Here is a 19307-nt window from a genome sequence, read left to right as displayed (position 1 = left end):
GCGCGGGCAGCCGGGATCGGGGTCGACCCGGGCGCGACCACGCTGGCCGACTCGATCAGTTTTTGATCGTCAGAATGCCGTCGTTGACGGTCACGTCGTCTGCATCCGGTGGCACGTCGAACTCGAGTTGCCTGTCGCCGGCGACGACGATGGCCGTGTCGTCGACGACGTCGAGTTCGACCTCGCCGACGACCGGGCCGAAGTCGACGGCGATGATCTGCTCGTCGTCGTACTCGCGCTTCGTGATCGTGATCTCCTCTCGCTCGCTGGCGGCGGCCTCGAGTTCTGGTGGCGTTTCCATACACTCTCTCGCGTCGCCATCGGTCGTAAGGTATCGGCACGAGAATGCTACCCCACCCGGCTCGAGACGCCCACCTGCTCGTATCGCCCTGTCGGAGGACGGCGTGTCGAGACTCGAGTACGTCAACCCTATCTGTCCGAGCCCCCTCTTTGGTTCTATACTCGACTCCCGTTCGGGTCGCTGATCGGCTCGACGACCAGTCACACCCACGGGAGACAGTCGTGATACCATGGCTCGAAAAGACCACTACTACAACAAGGCGAAACAGCAGGGATACCGTTCGAGAGCGGCCTACAAGCTCAAACAGCTAGACGACCTCGAGAACGTCATCGAGAGCGGCGACACGGTCGTCGACCTCGGTGCCGCGCCGGGCGGGTGGCTGCAGGTCGCGGCCGAGAACGTCGGCCCCGAGGGGACCGTCATCGGGGTCGACCTCCAGCGGATCAAGCCCTTCGACGACGAGGCGTTGAACGAACGCGTCGAGACGGTTCGGGGTGACATGACCGAGGACCGGACTCGCGAACGGGTGATCGACGCCGCCGGTGGGCCCGTGGACGCGGTCGTCTCCGACATGGCACCCAACATGTCCGGCGAGTACTCCCTCGATCAGGCGCGCTCGCTGCACCTCGCCCGGCAGGCCTTCGAAACGGCTCTCGAATTGCTCGACACCGGCGGCGACTTCGTGGTGAAGGTCTTCCAGGGTCCCGACGTCGAGGAGTTCCGCGCGGACGTCGAAGAGGAGTTCCGCTACGTCCGGGCGACGAGCCCGAAGGCCTCCCGCGACGAATCCTCGGAGATCTACTTCGTCGGAAAAGGCCGGATCACGGCCCCCGTCCGGCCCGGCGACGAACTCGAGGTCGAGATCGTCGACGTCGGCAGCGAAGGCGACGGTATCGCCTCGGTCGACGGCTACCGGCTGTTCGTCCCCTCGGCCGAGGACGGCGAGACCGTGACGGTTCGGGTCGACGACGTCAAGCCGAACTTCGGGTTCGCACAGCGGCTGGATCGGGACTGAGCTATTCTTCGGTCTCGAGTCGGTCGTGACGTTCGTCGATCTCGTCGAGGAGGTCGAGCGTTTTCCGGATCGACGCGCGGATGGCGTCGCTGCGGTTGACGAACTTGCCGTCGTCGCCGACGTGTTCGTCGAGGTCGTCGAGCAGTTCCTGCGGGATTTCGACGCTGATCTTGGGCATATCCTCGTTCGGGGCCTGCCAGTAGAAAAGCGTAGTTGCTCTCGGACGGCCGATCAGTTACCGAGCAGTCCCGTCTCGAGGTCGCGACCGCCGCCACCGCCGCCGAAGAGTCGGCCGCCGGCAGTGAGCACGTAGAGGATCGCGAGGCCGAGCAGGTAGGTGAGTGCGATCGGGATCGCGAGCAGCAACATCGTCAGGATGCCCTTCGGGCTGGCGAAGGCCGCGATGACGAAGATGCCGACGGTGACCGGCCGCCAGTGGGCGAGCATCGTCCGGTAGTGAAGGATTTTGCCGACGTGGAACATCGCCATCGTGACGATGATGTTGAAGAGGAAGCCGACGCCGATGGTGGTGTAGATCACGAGCCAGGAGAAGCTGTTGATCCGGTAGGTTACTTCCATCTCGTTGCGGATGGCGTCGGTGATCAGGTACGAGATGATCGTCGGGGCGATCCAGTAGAACCCGAGGAAGAGGCCGAGGCCGAACCCGGCGAAGAGGGTCCCACCCCAGACGAGGAACACCCGGGGGTCACCACGGACGAGGCCACGTTCTTTCGCCGGCGGCCACGCCCAGTAGAGGATCATCGGGAGGATGGCGATGATCGCGAGGATCGTACTCACTTTCACCATGAAGATCAGCACCTCGACGGGGTGTAAGGCGATGACCAGCCCGAGGTCGGCGATCAACTCCTCTGTTACCTCTCCCGTGTCCGCACCGTTGTCGGCCAGTTCGTCTAACACCTCCGGGGGCACGCGGTCGACGAACTGGGTGAGGATCACGCCGAACCCGCCGCGGTAGAGCGCGATGAACGTCCCCCCGAGGACGGCCATGAAGACCCCGACGATGTAGATCGTCTTCGAGGTGAGGCTGTCGACGATAAAGGCGAGGTCGTAGGCGTAGCCGCCGATGTCCTCCTCGGTCGTCTCCTCTTCGGTGAACGGGTTGAGCATTCCGGCTGCGGTACTCGAGACGACGTTTTCGCTCTCTTCGCCGCCCGACCCGCCCGCGGCGGCCGCGGCGTCCCCGGCGGCTCCTGCGGCGCCATCGGTGGCTTCCTCGCGTTCGTTCGCCTGTTCCTGGAGTGTGTCGTACCGGTTGATGATCGCCTGAGCTTTCTCGCGGTCGTCGTTCTGGAGTGCCGTCCGGGAGTGATCGAGGGCGGTCTCCTCGTCCATCTCGAGGAAGATCGTCGCCGGGAGTTCGTCCACGTCGTCGGCGGTGATCGTCTCGAAGTCGACGTCGTCGGCGCTCTCGGCCGCCCGGAGGTCACCCTCGCGAGGGTAGACGGGCGCTTGCAGGACCCGGATCGTGTAGAGTACGAGAACGAGCAGGCCGACGATCACGGCGACGACCAGACCGACGGCGACGTCACCGAGGAGGCCGTATTCGATGGCCATTGCCTCGAGGCTGGTCGTTCCCTCGGGCCTCACGATGTCGGGAAGCAGCGGAAAGACCGACTCCTCGAGCTGGTCGAATCCGTCCTGGTTGACGAAGGCGGCTGCAGCGACGGTGACGGCGACGATGATGCCGACGAACTGGAGGAGGCGTCGTTTGACGAGGCCGACGCCGGTGTCGAGTTCGGCCGCGCCGCGGCGGCGCATGTTGGCGACGACCTTCGCGAGGCCGAGGCTGAAGCCGTAGAGGGCAACCAGCGGCAGCGCCCACATGATCAGCGTGAACGGGTCCGGCGGGGAGAACAGCGCGCCGAAGACGGTGATGCCGACGACGGCGTGGCGCCACTTGTCCCGGAAGGTTTCGTAACGGACGATCTCGGTGTACGAGAGGACGCCCATGAACAGCGGAAGCTGTGCGGCGAGGCCGAACGACAGGGTCAACAGGACGATGAACTCGGTAAACTCGGTGATCCCCCAGCTCGGATTGACGCCCGCGTGGAAGGCGACGTCGCCGAGGAAGTTGAACGCGAACGGAAAGAAGACGGCGTAGGCGTAGACGACGCCGATCCAGAACAGCGAGAACGACGCCAGCGCGAACGCGGCGATGTAGCCACGCGAGACCGGCATCGCCGGCTGGATCCCGCGGCGTTTGAGCGCGTCTCGCGAGAGGTAGAGCAACACCGGCAGGGCGACGATCCCACCGATGATGAGCCCGATTTTGGCCTGTAACAGGATCACCTCGAACGGCGTCCGGGTGATGATGTCGGTCGCTTCTGCGACCTCGGGCTCCATCTGCGCCTCCGCGGTCGCCTCGAGGAAGTCCCAGATGTACAGCCGAAGCGCCCAGAACGTCCCCATGAACCCGAGGACGAAGACGATGAACACCTTCTGGAGGTGCGTCTGGGCGCTCGAGAGGAGGGCACCGATGGTTTCCCGCCCGCTGTAGAACGCTCGGGCGGTGTCCTCGTCGACGACAGAACTCATTGACTGCTCGTGGATACCCGATTTCCAGTTATCAACCTTTCGTGTAGCTTCGAAAATTTCGCCTCCCTCGCCTGCCCGGCCGCGACCGGGTCGCTGTCCGCCGTGGTTCCATACGGACCGGACTGGATCGGCGTCGGAGACTGCAGGACTGCTCGCGGTTGCCGGTGATACCAGCCCGTCGCAGACCGGTCGCGTTCCCGACCGGTCACGCGGCTTCTGGCTCTCTGAGAGTGCGCGTAAGAAAAAGGCCTATAACCGGCGCCCTATCTATATCTCGATAGATGACGGACGAGTCGGCGACGGCGGGAGCCCCCGACGACGAGACTCCCGACGACCGCGAGGACGAGCTGGCGTCCGCTCCCGAGTCCGAACCAGTGGACTCGAGCGACGCCGACGCCAGCGACGGTGCCGGCTCGACGGACGAGGCAGAGTCCGGAGACGCCGACGACCCGCCGCTCGAGACCGACGGCGAGGGCGTCGTCGGCCACGATTCCGGTGAGTCTGGCGAGCCGGAGTTCCCCGATCCAGACGACGACATCGGTGGGCTGTCGGCACCGCCGGACGACGAGGAGATGCCGCTGGCCGATCACATCGAAGAGATGGTCCTCCGGCTGGCGGTCGTCGCCCTCTTTGCTTCAGCCGGGACTGCGATCGGCGTCCTGTGGGCTTCCGACGCCATCGCGTTCATCTGGAACGACGTCGTCCCCTACATGGAGGCCGAAGGGCGGGTGCCACCGCCGCACGTCTACCACCCCCTCGAGCTGTGGTTGACCCGGATCAAGGTCGCCGCGTTGCTCGGGATCATGGTGGGCATTCCGATGTTCGTCTACCAGTGTTACAGGTTCATGAAGCCGGGGCTGTACCCCCACGAGCGCAAGTACTACCTCGCGGCCGTGCCGACGAGCGTCGTGCTCGCGGCGGTCGGGATGGTCTTTTCCTACCTGTTCGTGTTGCCAGTCCTGTTCTACTACTTCACGTTCTACGCCGAGGGGAGCGCTGGCATCGCCTACGCGCTCTCGGACACGTTCGACCTCGTGATCACGTTGACGGCGTTTCTCGCCATCGTCTTCCAGATCCCGCTTTTCATCATGCTGGCGATCATGATGGGCGTGACCACCCGTCGCTGGCTGGCCGCAAAGCGCCTGTACTTCTGGGCGGCCTTCTTCGGGCTGGCCTTTATGTTCACCTTCGATCCGACCGCGATGGCACCGATCATCGTCGGCATCACGATGATCCTGCTGTTCGAGGGGACGTTGCTGATCCTGAAGTGGATCGGACGGGAGTGACCGCCGGCCCCACTGTATCGGTTCCGACGTCGTCGCCAAGCCGCCACATCACCGGTGCTCCCGCGTCCGGTCGTAGGCGTACTCGACGGCGTCCTCGAGTGAGCCGGGACCGTCGTAACGGGCGAGAAAGAGGTCCATGAACGAGCGGGCGATCCGGTTACACCGGTCGAACGTGAGCACGGTCCTGACGAGTCGCGCCTCCGAAAGCTCGAGGCCGGGGTAGGTCGTCGTCGTCAGTGCGTAGCCGGGGTGATCGCCGCCGTCGAGGGCGGCCGGGGCGACCTTCACCCGGAGGTCGCCCGACTCGTGTTTGTAGGCCCGGTACTCCAGTTCCCGGTCCGAGTCGGCGGGGGTATAGCTCCGACTCGTCTCGATACGCCACTCGGGCGGCACGTCCGCGTCCATCGATCACATCTACCGCGCCTGGTGGGACGTTCGTATCGTATTGTGCAATATTCCCGCCCGTTAGTAGCACAATCTATTCAATGGTGGGTTCGATGGCCAGAATTCGGTTATATTTCGGACGTGCGTTCACTATGGGCGTCGACTATCGAACGTCTGGTGATACACCACCGCAACGTGGCGCGGTTCTCGGACGCCCCGTCACTCGGCGTCGCCGGTTCGGGAACCCACCTCCCCACTCACTCGCTCGCTGGGCTGACACTCCCGGTCCGGTAGCCGTGGAGGTCGAGGGTGACGTGGTCGAAGCCCAGCCGCGAGAGTTCCTCGCGGACGGTCTCGACGAACGCCGGGTCGAGCGCGCGCTCGAGTTCGTCCTCGGCGACCTCGATCCGGGCGAGGCCGTCGTGGTCGCGAACCCGGAACTGGTCGAAGCCCCACTGGCGCAGCGAGGCCTCGGCCCGTTCGACCCGCGTGAGGCGTTCGTCGGTCACCTCTAGCCCCGTCGGGATGCGCGAGGAGAGGCAGGCCATCGAGGGCTTGTCCGCCACGGAGAGCCCGTAGTGGGCGGCGATCTCCCTGACCTCCGCCTTCGAGACGTCGTGAGCGAGTAGCGGCGAGTAGACCTCGAGTTCGTCGACCGCCTGGAGGCCGGGGCGGTGGCCCGCACCCGGATCGTCGGCGTTCGTCCCGTCACAGACCGTCTCGATGCCGAGGTCGCGGGCGGTTTCGATCATCTCGCCGAGTCGCATCGTCCGGCAGTGATAGCAGCGATCGTCGTCGTTCGCGACGAACGCCTCGCTCTCGAGTTCGGAGAAGGAGACGATCTCGTGGCGGATGCCGATCTCCCCGGCGACCCGTCTGGCGTCCTCGAGTTCGGCCTCGGGAAGCGTCTCGCTTCTGGCCGTACAGGCGACGGCGTCCTCGCCGACGGCGTCGTGGGCGAGTGCGGCCACCACGCTCGAGTCGACCCCGCCGGAGAACGCCACGAGCACGCCGTCGTGGCCCGCGAGATCCTCGCGGGCGGCCTCGAGTTTCGCCTCGACCGATGTCATATCCCGCCGTTCGGGGCGAACGGGCAAAAGGACGTTGCGTTCGCTCGTCTCCTGCTACAGGTCGACTGGTTCCCCGCGCTCGGCACTCGCCTGCAAGGCGTCGATCACGCGCACGTTCGCGACCGCCTCCTCGCCGTCGACCCGCGGTGGCTCTCCGGACTCGACGCTCGAGACGAAGTCCTCGATCTCGAGGCGGTACTGATCGACCGGCTCGAACGTCTCGACGCCGTGGCGGCCGTCGATCCGGTACTCGAGTTCGAGCGGTTCGCCGTCCGGCGGGTTGTAGGCGTCCCGGACCTCGAGCCAGCCGTTTGCGGCCTCGACGCGGTAGCGCTGGACGGACTCGGTGTCGAACCCGGAGGCGATCCGGGCCGAGGCTCCGTCGTCGTACTCGAGGATGCCCGCGAGTTCGGTGTCGACGCCGGCCCCGCGGGAGTCGTGGGCGTGGGCGTAGGCCCGGTCGGGTTCGCCGAGGAACTGCCGGGCGGCGGAGACGGCGTAGCAGCCGACGTCCATCAGGCTCCCGCCGTCGAGGTCGGGCGAGAGGCGCACGTCGTCCGGACGGTCGAACAGCGGGAACTTGAACGCTGCCGAGACCGAGCGGACGTCCCCCAGGTCCTCGCGGGCCAGTTCGATCGCGCGCTCGGTCCGGGGGTGGTAGCGGTACATGAACGCTTCCATCAGGGTCACGCCACGGTCGGCGCAGTGGTCGACGACCGATCGCGCTTGCGCCGCGTCGACCGCCAGCGGTTTCTCACAGATGACGTCCAGTCCGGCGTCGGCCGCCTGTTTCGTCCACTCCGCGTGGAGTCCGTTCGGCAGCGGGACGTAGACCGCGTCGACCGACCCGTCCTCGAGCAAGTCGTCGTAGCTCCCGTAGGCGGCGTCGATTCCGTACTCGTCGGCGAGGGCCTGCGCCCGGTCGCCGTCCCTCGAGGCGACGGCGGTGACTGCGTGCTCCGTTGGTTCGACGGCGGGGAGAAACGCCTTCCGGGCGATGCCTGCGGTGCCGAGAACGCCGAAATTCATGGTTTCACGTCGACCGAGCGACCACTAATAGCCACGCATTCGGCTTCTCGACTCGAGCCCGAACCCGTCACCAGCGCGCCCGACACTTACGTCGCCGACCGTGGTAGGACCGCCCTCACGATGTCCGTATCCGATCGGTTCCGACGACTCCAGCCGGGTGGCGAGGTCGACGACCGAACCGAACAGGGCGACCACCGTTCGAGACTCGAGCACGCCGCCTACGCCGGCCTCCGGGGGCTGCAGGCGGGGTTCGTCGCGACGATCGTCATGACCGCGTTCCGGTTGCCGATCATGCGCTCGCTCCCGCCGTCGGCGAACTTCTGGTCGCAGTACGTCGCCGGCGGCGACCCTGGCGATCACCCCCTCGCGGGCCTGTTCTTGCACCTCGTCTACGGGACGCAGGCGGGAGCGGTCTTCGGTGCGCTGTTTGCCCTGCAAGACGCGGAACGCTCCATCGAACCCGAACAGCGGGGGCTCGTCTGGGGCGCAGTCTACGGCATGGGTCTGTCGGCGTTCGGCTCGCAGATCATGCTCAAGGAGGTCCTCGACGTTCGACTCGACGCCGACGAACTGGCGCTGTTCCACGCGGGTCACCTCGTCTACGGCCTCGCACTCGGGGCGTGGGTTGGCTCCCGGACGGAGGGCGTCGAGGACCCCCGGTCGGAGTACGAGTACGACGACGGCAACTGAGGTCGATTTTCACAGCCCTGCCCACTCGATTAGCAACCTTTGGTAGCGGTATTACGGCATCGGCGATCTGGTCATAACAACCCGTTTAGGGGCTCGAGACTCCCGTTTCGGTATGGAACTGTTCGTCGTCCTCGGCGTGATCGCGGTTGGGTTCGTCCACGGGGTGCTCCCGGATCACGGCTGGCCGATCGCGGCGACGTACGCGCTGAATCGGCAGTATCGGCTGTTCTACGGCTTTCTCGCGGCGGTGATTCTCGGCGTGGGCCACCTGATCAGTAGCGTCGTGCTCGTGCTGGCGTACTTCTGGTTCGCGACGGTCGCCGAGTTCGCCGAGAGCCGGTGGATGGGGGTCCTCGCGGGGTCGATCCTCATCTTGCTCGGTATCCACGAGTACCGCAACGGTGGGCACGGACACGTTCACGGCGGGCACGAACGCGATGATACGCACGACGACCACGACCACGACCACGGCCACGACCACGACCACGATCACGACCACGACCACGACCACGATCACGGCATCCTCGCACGCCTCCGGTCGATCCTCCCCGGCGGCGGCCACCAGCATCTCCGCGAGGAACACGCCGAACGCGGCCTGCTCGCGCTCGGGACGACTGCCCTCCTGCTCGGCTTCGCCCACGAAGAACCGATCCAGATCCTCGCGATCTGTGCGGGCACCGACGCCTGCCTCGAGTTGATGCTGATCTACTCGCTCGCGGTCATCGTCGCGATCGTCACTCCCACGCTGGCGCTGATCGCCGGCTACGAACGACACCGCGAGCGGATCGAACGCCTGACGCCGTACCTGCCGACGATCACGGCTATCGCGTTGGTTGGCATGGGGCTCGCCTTCGTCACCGGACTCATTTGATGGGGTCGCGTCTGGTGTTCACCGTTCGAGTACCAATCACCCGAGGTCGTCGAGCGGAGTAAGCGAGTACTCGACCGCCGAAACGCCCTCGAGCGCCCGGCAGGTGCCGACGAACGTCGAGATCGTCTCGAGTTGCCCTTCGAGGACGAACAGGTCGAGGCAGCACCCGCCGACGTGGCTGTGGTCGCTCGAGACGATGGTAGCTTCGTACTCGTGGCGGAGCGTGCCGACGTGGTGGTCGTGCCGGTCGCCCCCGGGCCGGGAGAAGACGGCCACGGTCCCGGCAAGCGGCCGGCCCTCGAGCGAGGGGTCGTCGAACTCCGACAGCAGGGTTCTGGTTCCCTCGCGGACGACCTCGCTGCGGCCGGTGTACTCGTACTCCTCGGCGACGCCGTCGAGGCGCGCGAGCAGTTCGTCGGGCATCGAGACGCTGACGACTGGCATACTATGAAAAACAGGGGGTGGAATATTAGTGATTGTTATTCATATCTCTCTGCTTACGTAATAACTAACATTAACAAGCCACGGGGTGGCATTCACAACGCGATGGAAGACGACCGCATTCCCGTGACCGTCCTCAGCGGCCCGCTCGGCGCGGGCAAGACGACCGTGCTGAACCACGTCCTGACCGCCGATCACGGCCTCGAGGTCGCCGTCGTGGTCAACGACATGGGCGAGGTGAACGTCGACGCCGAGCACGTCGCCCAGCAGTCCGATCTCGGCACCGACCAGGAGATCGTCGAACTCTCGAACGGCTGTATCTGCTGTCGACTCCGTGGCGACATGCTTGAGGAGGTTGGTCGACTCGCCGACCGTCGCGAGTTCGACTACCTGCTCGTCGAGTCCTCGGGCATCTCGGAGCCGATCCCCGTCGCCCAGACGTTCGCGATGGGGTTCGAGGACGCCGACTTCGACCCGACGGGGACGTACGAACTCGACACGATGGTGACCGTGGTCGACGCCTACAGCGTCTGGGAGTCCTTCGACGCCGGCACGGCGCTGGTCGAGGACCAGCCCGGGGCCGACGCCAGCCGCGTGCCCGAGGAGGTGTTGCTCGATCAGATCGAGTTCTGTGACGTCCTCTTGCTGAACAAGTGCGACCTCGTCCCCGACGACGCGCTCGACGAGATCGAGGCCGTCCTCGAACGCCTGCAACCACGCGCGGTGATCCACCGGACCGAGTTCGGCGACGTCGACCTCGAGGAGATCCTCGGGACGGGTCGGTTCGACTTCGAACGGGCCCAGACTTCCGCGGGCTGGAAGCACGAACTCCAGCACGATCACCACCACGACCCAAAGGAGGAACACGGCGTCACCTCGTTCGTCTACGAGCGCGACCGGCCGTTTCACCCGACGCGGATCGCCAGCCTGCTGTCTGACATGCCCGACGAAATCGTCCGCGCGAAGGGGTTCTTCTGGAGTGCCGGCCGCGAGGACGTCGCGATGGGGGTCGACAAGGCCGGCACATCCGTCCGGGCCGGGCCGTCGGGTCAGTGGCTCGCCACGCTCCCCGAGGCCGAACGTCAACGCTACTTCACCCTCCGCCCGGGTCTCAAAGACGACTGGGACGACGAGTGGGGTGACCGGATGACTCGCCTCGTGTTCATCGCCCGCGAGTTCGACGCCGAGGGCCTGCTCGAGCGCCTCGACGACTGCCTGCTCACCGACGCCGAGATGACCGAGGACTGGTCTACCTACGCCGACCCGTTCGAACCGCAAGAGCCACGTGAACGCGCGCTCGCGAACCGGTAACGATGTCGACGCCGGTCACGATCCTCTGTGGCGAACTCGGTGCCGGAAAGACCACGCTGCTCTCGAGCCTGCTCGAGTCGACCGACCGCGAACTCGCCGTCCTCGTCAACGACGTCGGCGCGATAAACGTCGACGCCGACCTCGTGGAAGCCCGGACCGAACTCGAGACCGGCGAGGAGGTCCTGGCGCTCGAGAACGGCTGTATCTGCTGTGGAATCGGCGGCGAATTCTCCCGGTCGGTCGTTCGCCTCCAGCGCGAGCGCGCGTTCGACCACCTCGTGATCGAGGCCTCCGGCGTCAGCGAACCCGAACCGATCGCCCGCCAGTTCGTCCGCGGTCCCGCCGCAGGGAGCTACGACCTCGAGGCCGTCGTGACGGTCGTCGACGCGCGCCGGTTTTTCGACCGGTTCGCGGCCAGTGACGCCGACGCGGGTGACGGTGAACTGGACCTCCCGACGCCGTCGGGCCCCGACGACGACGGCACCCGCCCGCTCGAAGACCTCGTCCTCGAGCAGGTCGAGTTCTGCGACCTGCTGGTGGTCAACAAGTGCGATCTCGTCTCCGAGGCCGAACGCGAGCACGTCGTCGCGCTGCTCGAGACGCTCCAGCCCCGTGCCGAGATCGTGACGACCGAATACGGGTCGCTCGATCCACCGAATCTCCTTGGCGTCCAGCGATTCGACCTCGAGAGCGCCACCGAGGCCGCAGGCTGGAAGCGCGCACTCGAGGGCGACGATGAGGAGGGCGGCCACGACCACGACCACGACCACGATGATAGGCACGACCACGAGGGCGACCACAGCGACGATCGAGGTCACGACGGCCACGATCACGCACACCCACCCGACCAGTACGGCATCACGGTCGACAGCTACCACCGCCGACGCCCCTTTCACCCCGAGCGTCTGACCGCCCTCCTCGAGTCGCTCCCGACCGAACTCGTCCGCGCGAAGGGGCTGTGCTGGATCGCCGGCCGGGAGCGCCAGGCCATCACGATGAGCCACGCCGGCGACCAGACTACCCTCGAGGTGACCGGCCGCTGGATCGCCAGCCTCTCCGAAGACCGCCAGGAAACTTACCGCCGCGGCCAGCCCGACCTCGAGTGGGACGAGAAGTGGGGCGACCGCGAGACGCGACTGGCGCTGATCGGCCGCGACCTCGACCGCGACGCCCTGCTCGAGCGACTCGACGACTGCCTGCTCACCGACGACGAGATGGACGACGACTGGTCGACGTTCGAAAACGGGGCACCGACGTCGACGGGCGAGCCGATCGTCCTCTCGAGCGGGGAACCGTCCGACGGCAACTGATCCCACTGGTCAGCCGTCGTCGGGCCGGGTTCGCCCGGTCGGCTTGCCCGGCGATACGAGCGAACGAGGACGTGTCGACGCCGCCTGGCACTTAATCCGAGCCCGGACGGCAGTGTATTAACGATCTCGAGTGACAACCCTTATCGGAATCGGCACTGACAGTGGACCCATGCCCGCTATTCGAGTTGACGATCTGACCAAATCGTACGGTCAGTTCCTCGCCCTCTCCGACCTCTCTTTCACCGTCGAAGAGGGGGAGGTGTTCGGATTCCTCGGCCCCAACGGGGCCGGGAAGTCGACGACGATCAACGTGCTCCTCGATTTCATCCGGCCGACCGCCGGCTCGGTCGAGGTTCTCGGGCTCGACGCCCAGGCCCACAGCCGGACGATCCGTTCCCGGACCGGCGTCCTCCCGGAAGGCGTCGAGACCTACGATCGCCTCACCGCACGAAAGCACCTCGAGTTCGCGATCGATTCGAAAGGTTCCGACGACGACCCGGTGGCACTCTTAGAGCGCGTCGGCCTCGCAGACGCGATCGACAAGAAAGCCGGCGGCTTCTCCAAGGGGATGTCCCAGCGGCTCATGCTCGCGATGGCGCTCGTCGGTGATCCCGACCTGCTCATCCTCGACGAGCCCTCGACCGGCCTCGATCCCAACGGCGCACGCGAAATGCGAGAAATCGTCCGTGAGGAGAACGAACGCGGCGCGACGGTCTTCTTCTCGAGTCACGTCATGGAGCAAGTCGAGGCCGTCTGCGACCGCGTCGGCATCCTCCGGGAGGGCGAGATGGTCGCCGTCGACACCGTCGCCGGCCTCCGGGAAGCTGCCGGCAGCGACACCGTCCTCCGGGTTACCGTCGACGCGGTCGACGACGACGCCCTCGCGACCGTCCGCTCACTCCCGGACGTCTCGGGGGTCAGCCTCGAGGGGACGAACCCGGCGACCCTGATCGTTCAGGTCGACGGTTCGAAGACCGCCGTCCTCGGCGCGCTCGAAGAGGAAGGCGTCGAGGTCACCGACTTCTCGACCCGCGAGGCCTCGCTCGAGGACGTCTTCCACGCCTACACGTCCGGACCGAACGGTGCTGGAGAGGGGAAGTCGGAGGTGCAGGCCCGATGAGCGCAGACACCGCCCCGGATGCGGGAGCGACCGCCTCGGGTGGCCGGTTCGTGAACTCGGTCTCGCTCGAGAGCGTTCTCGCCATCGCGAAGAAGGACTTTCAGGACGCCGTGCGTTCGTGGCTGTTCATGGGTCTGAGCGCGTTTTTCTTCCTGCTGCTGGTCACTATGACCGGGCTCCTCGCGTACTTCGAGGGGGACGTGATCATCGGTCAGGAGGCGACGACGGCGGTCCTCGTCGAGCGGGTCTTCAGCATCGGATCGCTCGTCATCCCGGTGATCGCGCTCGTGCTCGGCTGGAAGGCAATCGCCGGCGAGCGCGAGTCGGGGAGCATCAAGATCCTGCTGTCGCTGCCTCACTCCCGGACCGACGTCGTGGTCGGCAAACTCCTCGGTCGGTCTGCGGTCCTGTCGCTGTCGCTGCTCATCGGCTTCGTTCTCGCTGCGCTCCCCGTCGCCGCGTTACTCGGCACCTTCGACGTCACTGACTACGTCGGGCTGTTGCTGGTGTCGGTCCTCTACGGCGTCGCTTACACCGCACTCGCGATCACCGTCTCGACGTTGATCCGATCGACGACGCTAGCGGCCGCGGCCGCGTTCGGCGTTTTCGTCCTGTTCTACGTCGTCTGGCCGGCCGCCGTCTTCGCCGCCGTACTCCTCGTGGTGTTCGAGTACCTCCCTGACTCCGAACTCGTTGCCGAGTTGCTCATGCTGTTCCAGTCGCTCAATCCCAACGCGGCGTACGGGAACGTCCTGTCGCTCGTGACGTCCGTCGCCGAACTCGACGACGAATCCGTCGCCCAGCTCGAGGCGATGTTCGACGGCACCATCCCGTTTTACCTCCAGGACTGGTTCGCACTCGTCGTCCTCCTCGCGTGGATCGCGATCCCGATCGCGATCGCAGCTTACCGGTTCGATCGGGTCGACCTCTGACCGGCCAGATTTTCACTTCGTCCTCTTCGACACGCCTCGAGTGCAGGGGTGGAACGTAGGACCCCATCGATAGTAGCACCCGGCGTGACTCGTTGCATCTTCTACGGCGGCAAAGGCGGCGTTGGCAAGACGACCTGTGCGGCCGCCACCGGTCTCGCACTCGCCGACGCCGGACTGAACGTCCTCGTCGTCTCGACAGACCCCGCACACTCGCTGTCTGACTCCCTCGAGGTCGACCTCGAGTCGGAACCCGGACAACTCGACCTCGATCGCGACCGGGGTCGCGACCACGGTCGCGAGCGCGAGCGCGACGGCCAGCACGGAACGGCCGACGGGGACGGCGCGCTCTGGGCCGTCGAGATCGACCCCGAGGTCCGGCGGGAGCGCTTCGAGAGTATCGCCCGGGCGCTCGCCGCCGACCTGCGCAGCGCCGGGATCCGACTCGACGACGAGGAGGTCGAACGGATCTTCGCCGCCGGGACGCCGGCCGGAGGCGACGAACTCGCCGCGCTCGACCTGCTCGTCGAGTACGTCGACGCGGGGACGTGGGACGTCGTCGTCTTCGACACCGCGCCGACGGGCCACACCCTGCGGCTGTTCGACACCCCCGCGGTGATGGGGCTGGCCCTCGAGACCACTCGCTCGCTTCGCGGGCAGGTTCGCCGAATCGGGGCCGCTGCCCGCAGCGCGCTGGTGGGACCGATGGGGATGCTGTCGGGCTCGCGCCGTGACGACGACCTCGAGGCGTTCCAGGCCCGCCTCGAGCGCGCTCGCGAACTGCTCGTCGATCCGGCAGTCACCGAGTTCCGGGTGGTGACGATACCAGAAGGAATGGCGATCGCGGAGACCGAACGGCTGGTCGACCGCCTCGGAGACGCCGAGGTCCCGATCGGCCGACTCGTCGTCAACCGCGTGCTCGAGGATCCCGACGAGGAGTGCTCGCGCTGTCAGTCACGTCGAGTGCGTCACGTCGAGCGCGTGGCCGATATTCGCGAGACGTTTCCCGACCGCGAGGTCGTGACGCTCCCCGAACGCGTCGGCGAGGTGCAGGGACTCGAGGCGGTCCGGGAGGTAGCGGCGCGACTGCCGGCCGAGCGCTGACCGTGATGACACCGCGTCACACACTCAGTCGAGCGGATCGACCCGAACCGTCGCGCTGGCCTCGTCCGTTCGACCCAGACCGTCAACGACGGTGACGGTCACCTCGGTCGTCCCGGGCTCGAGTTCGGTCCGGAGCCGGGAGTCGTTGGTCACCTCGTCGACCTCGCCGTCGCCCGTGTAGTCCCAGCGGTACTCGGCCGCCCCCGCGGGGACGTCGCTGTCGCCCGCGTCGAGGGTGACGGCCGTCCCCTCGACCAGCCAGTTGCGATTCGGCTCGAGGCTCGCCTCGGGCGGGCGCGTGGGGAGTTCGACAGTTTCGACGGTCGGTTCGTCGACCTGCACGCTACCGGACACGGTCTCGTTGGCGTACGGGTCCCCGTCGGGCGCCGCGACCGTGTACGAGAGCCTGCCACCGAGGGTGATTCCCGTCTCTCCGTCACCGTCACCGTCGACCCGGAGCCGGCCCGTTCCGTCCGTTTCTCCGCGAGCGCCGACCGAGACGTCCGGCGCGTGGTGACCGAACGAGACCGTCGCGTTCGGGACGGGCTCGCCGCGGTCGTCGACCACCTCGAGATCGAACCGACTCGCTGCCGGGAGCGTCGCCTCGAGCGTTCGATCTTCGTCGGCGGTCACCCGCTCGAGACCGGCGAACGCGGGTCGGCCGTCGGCGGGCGAGCGGTTGAGCGTCCACGGCTCGCCCGCCCGGTAGACAAGGTCGTACGTCTCGTCTTTCGGCACCTCGAGGTCGAACGCGCCGTCGTCGTCGGTCCGGGAGATCGTCGGATCGCTGTCTCCATCGACGGGTGCGGCGAGGACGGTGTCGTTGGCGGTGGGCGTCCCGTCGTGGGTCGTGACCGTGCCCGAAATCGTTCGCGTCGACGTGTTCGGTGCGGCCCCGACGTAGAAGGCGTCGGTCGTGGTCGTGCGGACGCGGTCGTCGGCGTCGAACTCGGCCGCGAGCGAGACGGTCGTCGCGTCCTTGGGCACCTCGAGTGTGGCGGTGAGCCGGCCGTCGGCGTAGCCCGTACTGGCCTCGGCCCAGCCCGCTTCGGCCGGTTCCTCGAGTTTCCAGGGTGGCGCCACGTCGCCATCGTCGCCCGTACTGGTTGCGTCGGTCGCGTACCAGACGGTCCGATCCCTGACCGACCGTGCGTCGTCGACCGCGTACGTGACGGTCACCTCGCCGGGATCGACCGCGTTCGTCTCGTCTGCGTCGGGGACGGCGACGTCGCGGACGAGCGGCGTGCGTCGATCGTCGCCCTGGGCCCCGACGCCGGGTTCTTCGAGTCTGACCTCCGTCGTCGTATTCTGCGAGAGCCGCCCGTCGGGGTTCGACCCCTCGAGAGTGACGGTCAGCGGCGCGTCGGCTTCGATCGGAACGTCGCGAGTCTCGAGTTCGGGATCGCTCACAGTGACGGTCTCGTGGACCTCGTCGTCGACCGCGACCGTAAGCGAGTGTGTCCCGTCGACCGAAATCGCGCTCCCGGCGCCGTCGGCCAGCGGTTCGCCACCGACCGTCGCGACACCCTCTTCGATATCGACCTCGAGGTCGACGACCGCGACGTAGGGATGCGCGAGGACGTCGATCGGTCCCTCCTCGCGCGTCCGATCGCTGACGGCCGCGCGAACGCCGTCGCCCCGGAGGTCGCGCTCGTGGCTGGCCCCGCGGTCGGTCCGGTGGACGTGCTGGGTTCCGCGGTCGCCGAGGTCGAACCAGTAGCGGGCGGGGTCGTTCCACTGGAAGGTCGTGGTCGTCCGATCCTGGGCCTCCAGCGAGTGATCCTGTGTCGTCCGATGGATGCGATACGTGGTCGTCTCGAGGTCGTCGGGGTGGACCTCGGCCGGCGAAGTCCACTGGGAACTGGCGGCCTCGTAGTGAAGCTGGAAGACGTCCTCGGCGGCGAGCTCGTCGGTGTCCTCGGGTGTCAGGAGGTACGTCGTCGCGATCGCGTTTGCTGGATCTTCCGAGACCCGGACGGTCCGGTTGTCGGCGTCCAGCAGCGTCCGGGAGAGCTGGTTGGTCCGGTCGCCGACGGCCGTGCTCATCGATGCCGCGACGGTGACGTTCTCGAGGGGGCCATACTCCTCGACGATCGGACTCGCGTCGACGCCGACTGGAATCGTATCTGCTTCGTCGAGGACGACGTGTTCCTCGCCGTCGACCTCGAGGCGTTCCGAGAGGAAGACGATCGACCCCGTCTCGCGGTCGACCCCTTTCGACCAGAGGACGTAGGTGCCGGCTCCCGCGACGAACGACGTCTCGCCGTCCTCGAAGTCCTGGATGCCGGAGTGGGTACCGTCCTCGGTGAAGAAAAACAGCGGGTCACCGTCGACACGATCACCCTCGGAGAAGGGAACCTTTTCGACCGTGACCGTGCCGCCGCGGACGAACCCGATCGGGACCGACCGGGACTCAGTGTCCGACGAGACCGTGTACTCGAGTGCGCCGGCGTGGATCCCCGACGCCGCACCACTGTCGACGGTCACCTCGACGGTCGCCGTCTCGCCGGGCTCGAGGACCACCTCGTCTCGAGAGAGCGAGAGGAGGTCGTCGGCACTGGGTCCGTCGTCGCCCGCTGTCCACTCCCCACCGGCTTCGGCGGGATCTCCGTCCGAATCGCCGGACGAGATCGGCGTCCCTCCGTCGGCTGCGACTGCGCCGGCGTCGTCTCGCTGGGCGTCCTCGAGTTCGGCGATCAGGTCCTCGGGGAGGCCGAGGTCGCCGTCGTCGCCACCGCCGGGATCGAGTTCCGGAATCTGGGCGTCCGCGTCGAGGTTCTCGAGGCGAGTCGCGAGCGTGACCTCGCGTGGCCGGTCGTCGAGGTTCTCGAGCGTGACGCGCTTCGTGACCGGTTCGTCGTCCTCGAGCAGTCCGTAGTCGATCACGCCGTCGCGAACGATCACGTCGGCTGCGAGTGCGGCCTCGAGGTCGAGTTCGCCCGCACCGGACGCGTAGGGGTCTGCGTCCGCGACCGGGCGAGCCGTACTGACGAGTCGGGCCTCGAGTTCGCCGGGGGTCAACGAGGGGTCGTCTTCGAGCAGCACGGCCGCCGCGCCGGCGACCTGCGGGGCCGCGACGCTCGTCCCGGTTCGCGTGGTATACTCGTCGTCGGTCCCTGCCTCGGGACCGGGGACTCGCTCGCCGGGAGCGACCAGTTCGGGTTTCAGGCGACCGTCGTCGGTCGGTCCGCGCGAAGAGTGCTCGAGGATGGAGCCGTCGGCGGCAGTCGCACCGACGGTCAGCAGTTCGGGGGTGGTCCCCGGATCGGTGATCGACCGGTCAGCGCCGGCGTTCCCCGCGGAGGCGACCACGAGCGTGCCCTGATCGGTCGCACTGGCGACGCTCTCGTCGATCGGCCCGGCGTCGATCCCCTCGACGTTCAGGCTCAGGACGAGGATATCGGCGCCTGCCTCCTCGACGGCGTAGGTAATACCCTCGGCGATCCGCTCGGCGTCGCCCTCGCCTTCCTCGCTCAGGACGCGGACGTCCACGAGAGCAGCGCCGGGAGCGACGCCGGGGTCACCGTCACCCGCGCCGCTACCGGCGACGATGCCCGCGACGTGGGTGCCGTGCCCGTGCTCGTCGATGCCCGTTTCACCGTCACCTCCACCGCTAGCGCCACCGTCGTCGGTCAGATCGACCCGATCGACCACACGCCCCTCGAGGGCGGCGTGGCTGTCGTCGATTCCGGAGTCGACGACCGCGACGGTGACGCCGTCGCCGGTCGGGCCGTCGTGTTCGTCGGCGACCGGCGGCTGGTCGGCGGGGGACTCGCCGGACAGCGGCATCGCGGTGAACGCGCCGACGGCGACGAGCGCGAGGGCGACTGCACCGACGAGGAGTGCAGTCCTGACGGAGGGCATTGCTCGAGACGACTATACTCGCGAGA

Annotated in this window: 17 protein-coding genes; 9 read left to right on the top strand and 8 right to left on the bottom strand. The window is 67.0% G+C overall.

What is annotated here, in order from left to right; translation table 11 throughout:
* Window positions 1–55: 55 nt before the first annotated feature.
* On the bottom strand, window positions 56–301 hold the full coding sequence (locus B1756_RS07905; protein ID WP_086888049.1) for a DUF7127 family protein: 246 nt from the start codon (window positions 299–301) through the stop codon (window positions 56–58).
* Between the two features lie 229 nt (window positions 302–530).
* Between B1756_RS07905 and B1756_RS07900 the strand changes: the two genes are divergently transcribed.
* Complete coding sequence (locus tag B1756_RS07900) at window positions 531–1316, top strand: 23S rRNA (uridine(2552)-2'-O)-methyltransferase (RefSeq protein WP_086888048.1); 786 nt, start codon at window positions 531–533, stop codon at window positions 1314–1316.
* Between the two features lies 1 nt (window position 1317).
* Here B1756_RS07900 and B1756_RS07895 read toward each other — a convergent pair whose 3' ends face one another.
* Both B1756_RS07895 and B1756_RS07890 read right to left on the bottom strand, forming a co-directional pair.
* Complete coding sequence (locus B1756_RS07895; RefSeq protein WP_086888047.1) at window positions 1318–1494, bottom strand: ribbon-helix-helix domain-containing protein; 177 nt, start codon at window positions 1492–1494, stop codon at window positions 1318–1320.
* A gap of 53 nt (window positions 1495–1547) precedes the next feature.
* The gene (locus tag B1756_RS07890; protein WP_086888046.1) at window positions 1548–3872 is read right to left on the bottom strand and encodes a twin-arginine translocase subunit TatC; all 2325 of its coding nucleotides are present in this window, start codon (window positions 3870–3872) and stop codon (window positions 1548–1550) included.
* A 281-nt stretch (window positions 3873–4153) separates the two neighbouring features.
* On the opposite strand from B1756_RS07890, the gene tatC reads away from it, so the two are divergent.
* Window positions 4154–5158, top strand: a complete 1005-nt coding sequence (tatC, locus tag B1756_RS07885; protein ID WP_086888045.1) for a twin-arginine translocase subunit TatC — start codon at window positions 4154–4156, stop codon at window positions 5156–5158.
* 48 nt (window positions 5159–5206) lie between these two features.
* On the opposite strand, the gene B1756_RS07880 is transcribed toward tatC, so the two are convergent.
* The 3 genes from B1756_RS07880 to B1756_RS07870 form a co-directional block, all read right to left on the bottom strand.
* Window positions 5207–5563 carry a hypothetical protein gene (locus tag B1756_RS07880; protein ID WP_086888044.1) on the bottom strand — a complete coding sequence of 119 codons (357 nt, stop codon included), beginning with the start codon at window positions 5561–5563 and terminating at the stop codon, window positions 5207–5209.
* A gap of 236 nt (window positions 5564–5799) precedes the next feature.
* Window positions 5800–6612 carry an ATP-dependent sacrificial sulfur transferase LarE gene (gene larE / locus B1756_RS07875; protein ID WP_086888043.1) on the bottom strand — a complete coding sequence of 271 codons (813 nt, stop codon included), beginning with the start codon at window positions 6610–6612 and terminating at the stop codon, window positions 5800–5802.
* A gap of 54 nt (window positions 6613–6666) precedes the next feature.
* On the bottom strand, window positions 6667–7641 hold the full coding sequence (locus B1756_RS07870; protein ID WP_086888042.1) for a Gfo/Idh/MocA family protein: 975 nt from the start codon (window positions 7639–7641) through the stop codon (window positions 6667–6669).
* Between the two features lie 120 nt (window positions 7642–7761).
* Here B1756_RS07870 and B1756_RS07865 point away from each other — a divergent pair, with 120 nt between their 5' ends.
* Both B1756_RS07865 and B1756_RS07860 read left to right on the top strand, forming a co-directional pair.
* Window positions 7762–8331, top strand: coding sequence for a DUF6789 family protein (locus B1756_RS07865; RefSeq protein ID WP_086888041.1), 570 nt, complete (start codon window positions 7762–7764; stop codon window positions 8329–8331).
* Between the two features lie 112 nt (window positions 8332–8443).
* On the top strand, window positions 8444–9202 hold the full coding sequence (locus B1756_RS07860; RefSeq protein WP_086888040.1) for an ABC transporter permease: 759 nt from the start codon (window positions 8444–8446) through the stop codon (window positions 9200–9202).
* Window positions 9203–9238: 36 nt separating this feature from the next.
* On the opposite strand, the gene B1756_RS07855 is transcribed toward B1756_RS07860, so the two are convergent.
* On the bottom strand, window positions 9239–9646 hold the full coding sequence (locus tag B1756_RS07855) for a CopG family ribbon-helix-helix protein (protein WP_086888039.1): 408 nt from the start codon (window positions 9644–9646) through the stop codon (window positions 9239–9241).
* Between the two features lie 102 nt (window positions 9647–9748).
* Here B1756_RS07855 and B1756_RS07850 point away from each other — a divergent pair, with 102 nt between their 5' ends.
* The 5 genes from B1756_RS07850 (at window position 9749) to B1756_RS07830 (ending at window position 15417) form a co-directional block, all read left to right on the top strand.
* Window positions 9749–10954 (top strand): GTP-binding protein, encoded by a 1206-nt coding sequence (locus B1756_RS07850; RefSeq protein WP_086888038.1) that lies wholly within the window; start codon window positions 9749–9751, stop codon window positions 10952–10954.
* Between the two features lie 2 nt (window positions 10955–10956).
* Window positions 10957–12264, top strand: a complete 1308-nt coding sequence (locus tag B1756_RS07845; RefSeq protein ID WP_086888037.1) for a CobW family GTP-binding protein — start codon at window positions 10957–10959, stop codon at window positions 12262–12264.
* A gap of 169 nt (window positions 12265–12433) precedes the next feature.
* Window positions 12434–13384 (top strand): ABC transporter ATP-binding protein, encoded by a 951-nt coding sequence (locus B1756_RS07840; RefSeq protein WP_086888036.1) that lies wholly within the window; start codon window positions 12434–12436, stop codon window positions 13382–13384.
* The gene (locus tag B1756_RS07835) at window positions 13381–14316 is read left to right on the top strand and encodes an ABC transporter permease subunit (protein ID WP_086888035.1); all 936 of its coding nucleotides are present in this window, start codon (window positions 13381–13383) and stop codon (window positions 14314–14316) included. Before B1756_RS07840 ends, B1756_RS07835 begins: the two co-directional genes overlap by 4 nt.
* A gap of 84 nt (window positions 14317–14400) precedes the next feature.
* Window positions 14401–15417 carry an ArsA family ATPase gene (locus B1756_RS07830; RefSeq protein WP_086888034.1) on the top strand — a complete coding sequence of 339 codons (1017 nt, stop codon included), beginning with the start codon at window positions 14401–14403 and terminating at the stop codon, window positions 15415–15417.
* Window positions 15418–15441: 24 nt separating this feature from the next.
* On the opposite strand, the gene B1756_RS07825 is transcribed toward B1756_RS07830, so the two are convergent.
* Complete coding sequence (locus tag B1756_RS07825) at window positions 15442–19281, bottom strand: S8 family serine peptidase (RefSeq protein WP_086888033.1); 3840 nt, start codon at window positions 19279–19281, stop codon at window positions 15442–15444.
* Window positions 19282–19307 lie beyond the last annotated feature (26 nt).

Source organism: Natrarchaeobaculum aegyptiacum (assembly GCF_002156705.1).
In the GTDB taxonomy this organism is placed as follows: Archaea; Halobacteriota; Halobacteria; order Halobacteriales; family Natrialbaceae; genus Natrarchaeobaculum; species Natrarchaeobaculum aegyptiacum.
The sequence above is the reverse complement of the archived record's forward strand: the minus strand, read 5'-3'. Positions and strand labels throughout refer to the sequence as shown.

Excerpts from the sequence above, each read along its gene's own strand:
- B1756_RS07845 (WP_086888037.1), top strand. The coding sequence starts at position 10,957 with ATGTCGACGCCGGTCACGATCCTCTGTGGCGAACTCGGTGCCGGAAAG.
- B1756_RS07880 (WP_086888044.1), bottom strand. The coding sequence starts at position 5,563 with ATGGACGCGGACGTGCCGCCCGAGTGGCGTATCGAGACGAGTCGGAGC.
- B1756_RS07865 (WP_086888041.1), top strand. The coding sequence starts at position 7,762 with ATGTCCGTATCCGATCGGTTCCGACGACTCCAGCCGGGTGGCGAGGTC.
- B1756_RS07900 (WP_086888048.1), top strand. The coding sequence starts at position 531 with ATGGCTCGAAAAGACCACTACTACAACAAGGCGAAACAGCAGGGATAC.
- B1756_RS07895 (WP_086888047.1), bottom strand. The coding sequence starts at position 1,494 with ATGCCCAAGATCAGCGTCGAAATCCCGCAGGAACTGCTCGACGACCTC.
- tatC (WP_086888045.1), top strand. The coding sequence starts at position 4,154 with ATGACGGACGAGTCGGCGACGGCGGGAGCCCCCGACGACGAGACTCCC.
- larE (WP_086888043.1), bottom strand. The coding sequence starts at position 6,612 with ATGACATCGGTCGAGGCGAAACTCGAGGCCGCCCGCGAGGATCTCGCG.
- B1756_RS07835 (WP_086888035.1), top strand. The coding sequence starts at position 13,381 with ATGAGCGCAGACACCGCCCCGGATGCGGGAGCGACCGCCTCGGGTGGC.
- B1756_RS07905 (WP_086888049.1), bottom strand. The coding sequence starts at position 301 with ATGGAAACGCCACCAGAACTCGAGGCCGCCGCCAGCGAGCGAGAGGAG.
- B1756_RS07855 (WP_086888039.1), bottom strand. The coding sequence starts at position 9,646 with ATGCCAGTCGTCAGCGTCTCGATGCCCGACGAACTGCTCGCGCGCCTC.
- B1756_RS07860 (WP_086888040.1), top strand. The coding sequence starts at position 8,444 with ATGGAACTGTTCGTCGTCCTCGGCGTGATCGCGGTTGGGTTCGTCCAC.
- B1756_RS07890 (WP_086888046.1), bottom strand. The coding sequence starts at position 3,872 with ATGAGTTCTGTCGTCGACGAGGACACCGCCCGAGCGTTCTACAGCGGG.
- B1756_RS07840 (WP_086888036.1), top strand. The coding sequence starts at position 12,434 with ATGCCCGCTATTCGAGTTGACGATCTGACCAAATCGTACGGTCAGTTC.
- B1756_RS07850 (WP_086888038.1), top strand. The coding sequence starts at position 9,749 with ATGGAAGACGACCGCATTCCCGTGACCGTCCTCAGCGGCCCGCTCGGC.
- B1756_RS07870 (WP_086888042.1), bottom strand. The coding sequence starts at position 7,641 with ATGAATTTCGGCGTTCTCGGCACCGCAGGCATCGCCCGGAAGGCGTTT.
- B1756_RS07825 (WP_086888033.1), bottom strand. The coding sequence starts at position 19,281 with ATGCCCTCCGTCAGGACTGCACTCCTCGTCGGTGCAGTCGCCCTCGCG.